This window comes from Xenorhabdus sp. TS4 (assembly GCF_014467265.1).
Taxonomy (GTDB): domain Bacteria; phylum Pseudomonadota; class Gammaproteobacteria; order Enterobacterales; family Enterobacteriaceae; genus Xenorhabdus; species Xenorhabdus ehlersii.
In genome coordinates, this window is the sequence record NZ_NKHQ01000018.1 from 37,411 (window position 1) to 43,591 (window position 6,181).

Below are 6,181 nucleotides of genomic sequence, written 5' to 3' on the forward strand. Positions count from 1 at the left end.
CCAAGCCACGGACGGCTGGTTTTACGAAACTTTCGTAAAATTCATTGCGGAATAGATGCAATAATGTACAATGTAATACAAACGTAATTACATATGGTGATGCTATGAGCACAATTCAGATCAGAGTGGATGAAGAACTTAAAAAGAATGCATATCAGGCATTTGAAAAACTGAATCTATCTCCTTCCGATGCCATGCGGCTCTTTCTACGCTATGTAGCAGAAAATGAGAAACTGCCGTTCACAGAAGTATCCGTGATGGTCTCGGAGCAAGACGAAGATGAGGATATTCTTGATGTCGTGAGGGAGCGCTTAAAAAATCCCGCTAAACGCATCCGGGTAAATATCGATGAAATTTAACATTGAGTTTGACGAGCGTGCTTTAAAGGAATGGCATAAGCTGGATGATACCATCCGTGAGCAGTTTAAAAAGAAACTACGGAAGCTACAAGATAATCCTTATATCGAGTCAGCCAGATTATATGGTGATTTAGCTGGCTGTTTTAAAATAAAACTTCGCTCTTCTGGATTTCGTCTTGTCTATCAGGTGATAGATGAAGAGATTGTGATCTGGGTGATAGCGGTAGGCAAAAGAGAAGACTCGAAAGCCTATAAGATAGCCAGCGAACGAATTGCACGATAAGCCATAAATTCATAACTAACCCGCACTCGCGGGTTTTTCACATCTAAAGCCGCCTCGTGCGGTTTTTTTGCGTCCAAAAATGAGGTGCCTATGTTTGGAATGCCAGACCTACCCAAAATGCCCGATATACCCAACTGGAAGGGAATTCCTGACGCCGCACTGGATGCAGGTATTAGCCTAGGCGGTGCTGCATTGATAAATAAGCTGTTTGGTAATTATTGGGGGATTTTCAATCAATACGGAATCCCTCTGTTATTGGCTGATAGCGTGATATCCCTGCAATACCAGAACCAGTATCGGGTTGTGAGTGCCCCGATAGAGAACGGCTCATTTGCGACTTATAACAAAGTGAGTGACCCGTACAAAGTCACTGTACAACTCACCAAGGGCTCAGGCGGAACTCTGGAGCGCGGCGCTTTCTTGGCTCAACTGGAAATTCTGGCAAAAAGCACACTCAAATTTCATGTTGTCACGCCTGAATTTGTCTACACCAATGCGGCTATCGTTGGCTACGATTTGGCGCGAGAATCCAAAGACGGGGCGACATTGCTCAAGGTTAATGTGCATCTAGAGGAGGTCAGGGAGGTGAAGGTTGAATATGGCAAGGAAGAGGTCAAAAATCCTGATGATGCTAAGAAAAAGGATACGGGCGACCAGACGCAAAAAGTGGAATCTCAGAAGCAGCGAGTGGAAAAGGGGGATAAGTCGTGGTGGAAATATGTAATAAGTAATCCTGAATCAGCATTTAATGATGCAATGAAGGAATCCTATGAATTTGCGGATCAATTAACCGGAGGGAAACTAAAAGAACTTAATAAATGGTTATCTGGAGGATTCCAATTGTGATTGTTGAAATAGCAATATCCCCCATCCCAAACCAAACGACCTCATTCTCTATTGGGACAGATTTAATTGAATTAACGCTTGAAACCCGATTAGAAAATATATTCGCCACAGTAAAACAGAATGGTGAATATCTGGTCTGTAACCGTATTTGTCGAAATCTCACATATATATGTAGGTGGCTGGTATTTATTGATATCGAGGGTAACTCTGACCCTGAATATTCCGGCCTCGGCTCCCGTTATAAATTGGTATGGAACGATGAAATTTAACCGAAAAGTAATCAAAATCACGCTTACGCTTTCAGGCAAAGACGAATCATTTACCTCCAGCAATCAAAATAAACTTTCTTCAACCGGACTTCGGGTCAGTGCTGAGATTAACTATGGCAATGGTGCTATTACGCCTCATGCCAGAATTAAAGCCTATGGCCTGCCAATGGAGACAATGGAGAAACTATTGCGTATTAAGTGGAACGATATCAAGGCACTGCGTAATAACATGACGATTGAAGCAGGCGAGGAAGGTGAAGAGTTATCACAAGTTTTTAAAGGTGGCATTACCTTTGCCTATCCCGATTTTGGCGATGTGCCTAATGTGGCGCTGGTGATTGAGTCCCAGACTGCTGTACTGGATAAAATGATGGGCGTTGATGCAGAAAGCTACGAGGGCGAGCACGATGTGGTGAATATCATGGGCAACATCTGTAAACGCATCAGGTACACTTTTGAGCCTAATGATGTCAGCGTCAGCGTATCCGATCCGTATCTGCATGGTACTGAAATCGAAAAAATCCGGCAACTGGCTCATGCCGCCAATCTGGATTTGTATATTGAAAATAAAAATATTGCTGTTACCTACAAAGATTCCCCCCGACGAACATTAAAAATCCCGGCTATCTCACCTGAAACAGGATTAATTGGTTATCCGGTTCCAACCATGATCGGCGTCCAATTCAAATGTTTCTATGACCCGCTGGTGAGGTTCGGTGGCATCGTGCGAATTACTGGCAGCCAGATAGGTATCTGTAATGGAGACTGGCTAATCTACGGAATCAGGACGATTTTAGAAACTGAACAGGATTCTGCGCAATGGTTCATGGAAGTTTCAGCTAACCGGAGAGGTGATAAAAATGTCGCAATCAAAAAATGAACGGGTGTCGTTATACGACCCACAAACTACGGCGGGCGGCGCTCGTAGTCAAGAGGCCATTATCTGGTCGCTCATCGGGAAAATAGGAACGGTGGCAATATGCAGGGTGGAAAAAGTTAAGGGCGGTGGCGTCGCTCCTGTGGGGTATGTTGATATTTTACCCCTGGTGCAACAGGTCGATGGTGCAGGCAATATCTACCAGAATGCCACCGTCTACAATGTGCCGTATTTCCGGTATCAGGGCGGCGCAAATGCGGTGATTCTCGACCCGAAAGTAGGTGATTTGGGAATTTGCCTCGTCTGCACCCGTGATATTTCAAAGGTGAAGCGAGCCAAGAGGTCAGTTCCACCTGAGAGTAAGCGGCGATTTGATTGGGCTGATAGTCTCTATATCGGTGGATTACTCAACGGTGTACCTAGCCAGTATGTTCATTTCCTCGAAAACGGAATCAATGTTGTTTCCACAGGGGTAGTGAATGTCAAGGGTACAAAGATCATTTTAGATGCACCAGTAGAGACAACCAGTACCATTCATGCCAAGAGCGATATCACCGATAACACAACCACTAATTCCCTATCAATGGCGGGAATGCGGACAGTCTACAACAGTCATAATCACCACGATAACGGGCAAGGTTCAAATACCAGCCCGCCTAACCAGAAGGCGTAATCATGCGGACATTATTTCTAATGCCTGCCACATGGGATCTAACTCTCGATGCGGCGGGAAACCTCGCTATTGCCTCAGACCAGTACGCCAGAGCGCAATCAGTAGCCAATGCCTGTCGGGTGTTTGTGAAAGATATGTACTACTCACAAGAGGCGGGAATTCCGTATCTGGAAGAGATTCTGGGGAAAAACAGATACTCACTGGCGATGTACCGGAAGTATTTGGAGGACGCTGCAATGTCTGTTAATGGCGTAGTTTCAGCCACGGCAGAACTGAGCACAGCAAATGACCGGATAGTGAGAGGTCGAATTAATTTTACCGATATTGACGGGCGGGAGGGGGTAATAGAACTATGATACCTAAACTACAAATCACACCTGATGGGATATTAGCCCCGCCAACTCAGGAGGTGATAGATGGCTGGTGGCAGGTACTTAAAGGGTGCTTTGGTGACAATCTCAATACCGACATGAACACTCCACAGGGACAATTGGTTACTACCCTGACAGCCATTATCACCGACGAACGCAATTTCTTTGTTAACCTCCTGAACAGCTTTGACCCACGTTACGCTGACGGCATGATGCAGGATGCACTGGCCTATATCTATTTCCTGCAACGCAAACGGGCAACAAAATCAGTGGCCGAAATCACGATTAACGGACTGGCAAACACGGTTATTCCGGTTGGATTTCAGATTACTGATGACTCAGGGAAAACATGGAGCACGCAGACAGAGTCCAGAGTTGGTGACGATGGATTGGTGGCGGTTAATGTTTACTGTGATGTTGCTGGCAGAGTTATAGCCTCGGCAGGGGCTATTAACCGCATTGTCAAAAACATCAATGGTGTTGACTCGGCCATCAATAAAACGGCGGCCATTGTTGGCAAAGATGAGGAATCACGGCAGGAATTTGAATTAAGACGACAGGAGTCTGTCGCGGTCAATGCCAAAAATACCAATGCCGCCACCTATGGCGCAGTCTCCAATATCAACAATGTCGTTGATTGTTATGTTGTCGATAATCCAAATAATGAAACTATTACAGTTGGGGTAACAAGCTATCCGTTGATCAGAAATTCTATCGCTGTTTCTGTGGTGGGTGGCGATGACAATGAGATAGCGCGGCAGATTTTGGCAAAGGCCGGCTCTGGATGTTCATTTGCAGGGAATACAATGGTCAAATATGAGGACACGGATAATTTCCCCTACCTCCCGCCTAGTTATGACATTAAATTTATCAGGCCGCATCACATCCCTATTGAGTTTATTGTTACGTTCGAGGATAAATTGAAATTAACGCATCAGGATAAAATAGCTGTTCGCAATGCGATCCTGAGTGAGTTCGAGACGGGCAGGGGTAAAGGCCGGATAGCTAAGCGACTGATTGCCAGTGACTATATTTGCGCAACTGCTCAATCAACGCGAGAGCGGATAATATCGATTCAAATAGCACGGCAACACAATACGTCAGTTAACTATTTGGATTTCGGTATTGATGAATTCCCGACATTATCCATAGATGATATAAGGATTGAGTAATGATTGATATAAAAGAGACACTACTCAGCCAGTACGCCAATAGTCCTACCATTTGTACCATCCTCAACTCAGTTAATGAAACTATCGACCCCAGAGCTAATGCAGACGAATTTTATCATCTGGCGGTCAATGTTCTCACGGCGAGAGGGTTTGGGTTGGATATCTGGAGCAGGATTGTTGGCATTGGCAGGGATCTGTCCATACCAGACCCAAATATTGACTATTTTGGATTTAAAGAGACTCAAAAATTCACCCCGTTCGATCAGTCGCCATTTTATTCTGGAGGGGTGGATGCATCATATATGATGGATGATTATACATTCAGAAATGTTATACTAATGAAGGCGTATTCGAATATTTTATATGTGACCGCGCCTAACATTAATAAATTTCTAAAATGCTGTTTTTTGAATGGTCGTTCGTATTATTTAATAACCGGACATATGACTGCTCGATATGTATTTGAATATCGATTATCTGAGTTGGAAAAGAATTTAATTTATAATCGACAGATATTACCTCGTCCATCTGGAGTAAAAGTCAGTATCATAGAGTTACCATTAGGTGAATATTTTGGATTTTATGGAACTGGATTTCAACCATTCGATCAAGCATCGTTTGCATAATAGGTGAATAATGAAAAACCCAAATTTAATACCGAAACCTTTCGCTCAGAACGGGCAAAAGGACGAGATACCTGCAAGCTATAAATCAGACCTACCCAACCAGAAGGCCACGTGGGACACTGGTTTTCCACAAATCACAATGATGCCTGTAGCGGCAGGTGGATTACCTCCCAGCGGCAGAGATTTTAATGGTATCCTAAATCAGATATCCGATAATATCGTTCATTTATCCAAGGGGGGTAAATATAAATTCTCTCAGGAATACGCTAATTCTATTAACGGATATCCAAAGGGAGCAATATTACAGTCCGATGATGAAACGAAAGAGTTTCAGAGTTTAATTGATAATAATAAAATCAATTTTAATACTGAGTCAGCAGATAAAATTAACTCAGCGTGGAAATTGGTTAATACAAATCAAATTTTGGATGAATTGAATAAAAAATTCGATAAATCGGATGTGGTTCAATCTGTAGGCAGTGGTATATCACAGGTAATGAGCCAAAAATCAGTAACCGATGCTATGAACACACGCCTGGAAAAATCCCGAAACGGCGCCGATATCCCCAACAAACAGGAGTTTGTGAAAAACCTCGGTTTGGCGGGAACCGTAGAACGGGTGGAACGGACTAATTTAGGCAAAACTCACACACCGCGTACGACATTGAAATCCGGTGAATGGGGCAAACCGATTGGTTACTCAGT

At 43.8% G+C, this 6,181-nt stretch carries 8 protein-coding genes and 1 pseudogene; all 9 read left to right on the forward strand.

The features are described from left to right. The first annotated feature begins 104 nt into the window (after positions 1-104). Positions 105-359: a type II toxin-antitoxin system RelB/DinJ family antitoxin gene (locus Xets_RS10350; protein ID WP_099132328.1), complete on the forward strand. Its 255-nt coding sequence runs from the start codon at positions 105-107 to the stop codon at positions 357-359. Further along, complete coding sequence (locus tag Xets_RS10355; RefSeq protein WP_099132327.1) at positions 349-642, forward strand: type II toxin-antitoxin system RelE/ParE family toxin; 294 nt, start codon at positions 349-351, stop codon at positions 640-642. Before Xets_RS10350 ends, Xets_RS10355 begins: the two co-directional genes overlap by 11 nt. Before the next feature lie 99 nt (positions 643-741). Further along, positions 742-1,488, forward strand: coding sequence for a phage baseplate protein (locus Xets_RS10360; RefSeq protein ID WP_187651595.1), 747 nt, complete (start codon positions 742-744; stop codon positions 1,486-1,488). A gap of 258 nt (positions 1,489-1,746) precedes the next feature. Continuing rightward, positions 1,747-2,637 (forward strand): hypothetical protein, encoded by an 891-nt coding sequence (locus tag Xets_RS10365; RefSeq protein ID WP_187651596.1) that lies wholly within the window; start codon positions 1,747-1,749, stop codon positions 2,635-2,637. A gap of 91 nt (positions 2,638-2,728) precedes the next feature. Then, positions 2,729-3,307 (forward strand): phage baseplate protein, encoded by a 579-nt coding sequence (locus tag Xets_RS10370; protein ID WP_370588223.1) that lies wholly within the window; start codon positions 2,729-2,731, stop codon positions 3,305-3,307. A 2-nt stretch (positions 3,308-3,309) separates the two neighbouring features. Continuing rightward, entirely contained in the window at positions 3,310-3,663 is a 354-nt protein-coding gene (locus Xets_RS10375; protein ID WP_187651598.1) for a hypothetical protein, read from the forward strand. Continuing rightward, the gene (locus Xets_RS10380) at positions 3,660-4,850 is read left to right on the forward strand and encodes a baseplate J/gp47 family protein (RefSeq protein WP_187651599.1); all 1,191 of its coding nucleotides are present in this window, start codon (positions 3,660-3,662) and stop codon (positions 4,848-4,850) included. The genes Xets_RS10375 and Xets_RS10380 overlap by 4 nt, the downstream gene beginning before the upstream one ends. Beyond that, positions 4,850-5,476, forward strand: coding sequence for a DUF2612 domain-containing protein (locus Xets_RS10385; RefSeq protein WP_187651600.1), 627 nt, complete (start codon positions 4,850-4,852; stop codon positions 5,474-5,476). Before Xets_RS10380 ends, Xets_RS10385 begins: the two co-directional genes overlap by 1 nt. Positions 5,477-5,486: 10 nt before the next feature. Beyond that, positions 5,487-6,181: pseudogene (locus tag Xets_RS10390) on the forward strand (hypothetical protein); the annotation flags it as partial.

Coding starts and splice junctions, on each gene's coding strand:
- Xets_RS10350 (WP_099132328.1), top strand. CDS start 105: ATGAGCACAATTCAGATCAGAGTGGATGAAGAACTTAAAAAGAATGCA.
- Xets_RS10355 (WP_099132327.1), top strand. CDS start 349: ATGAAATTTAACATTGAGTTTGACGAGCGTGCTTTAAAGGAATGGCAT.
- Xets_RS10360 (WP_187651595.1), top strand. CDS start 742: ATGCCAGACCTACCCAAAATGCCCGATATACCCAACTGGAAGGGAATT.
- Xets_RS10365 (WP_187651596.1), top strand. CDS start 1,747: ATGAAATTTAACCGAAAAGTAATCAAAATCACGCTTACGCTTTCAGGC.
- Xets_RS10375 (WP_187651598.1), top strand. CDS start 3,310: ATGCGGACATTATTTCTAATGCCTGCCACATGGGATCTAACTCTCGAT.
- Xets_RS10380 (WP_187651599.1), top strand. CDS start 3,660: ATGATACCTAAACTACAAATCACACCTGATGGGATATTAGCCCCGCCA.
- Xets_RS10385 (WP_187651600.1), top strand. CDS start 4,850: ATGATTGATATAAAAGAGACACTACTCAGCCAGTACGCCAATAGTCCT.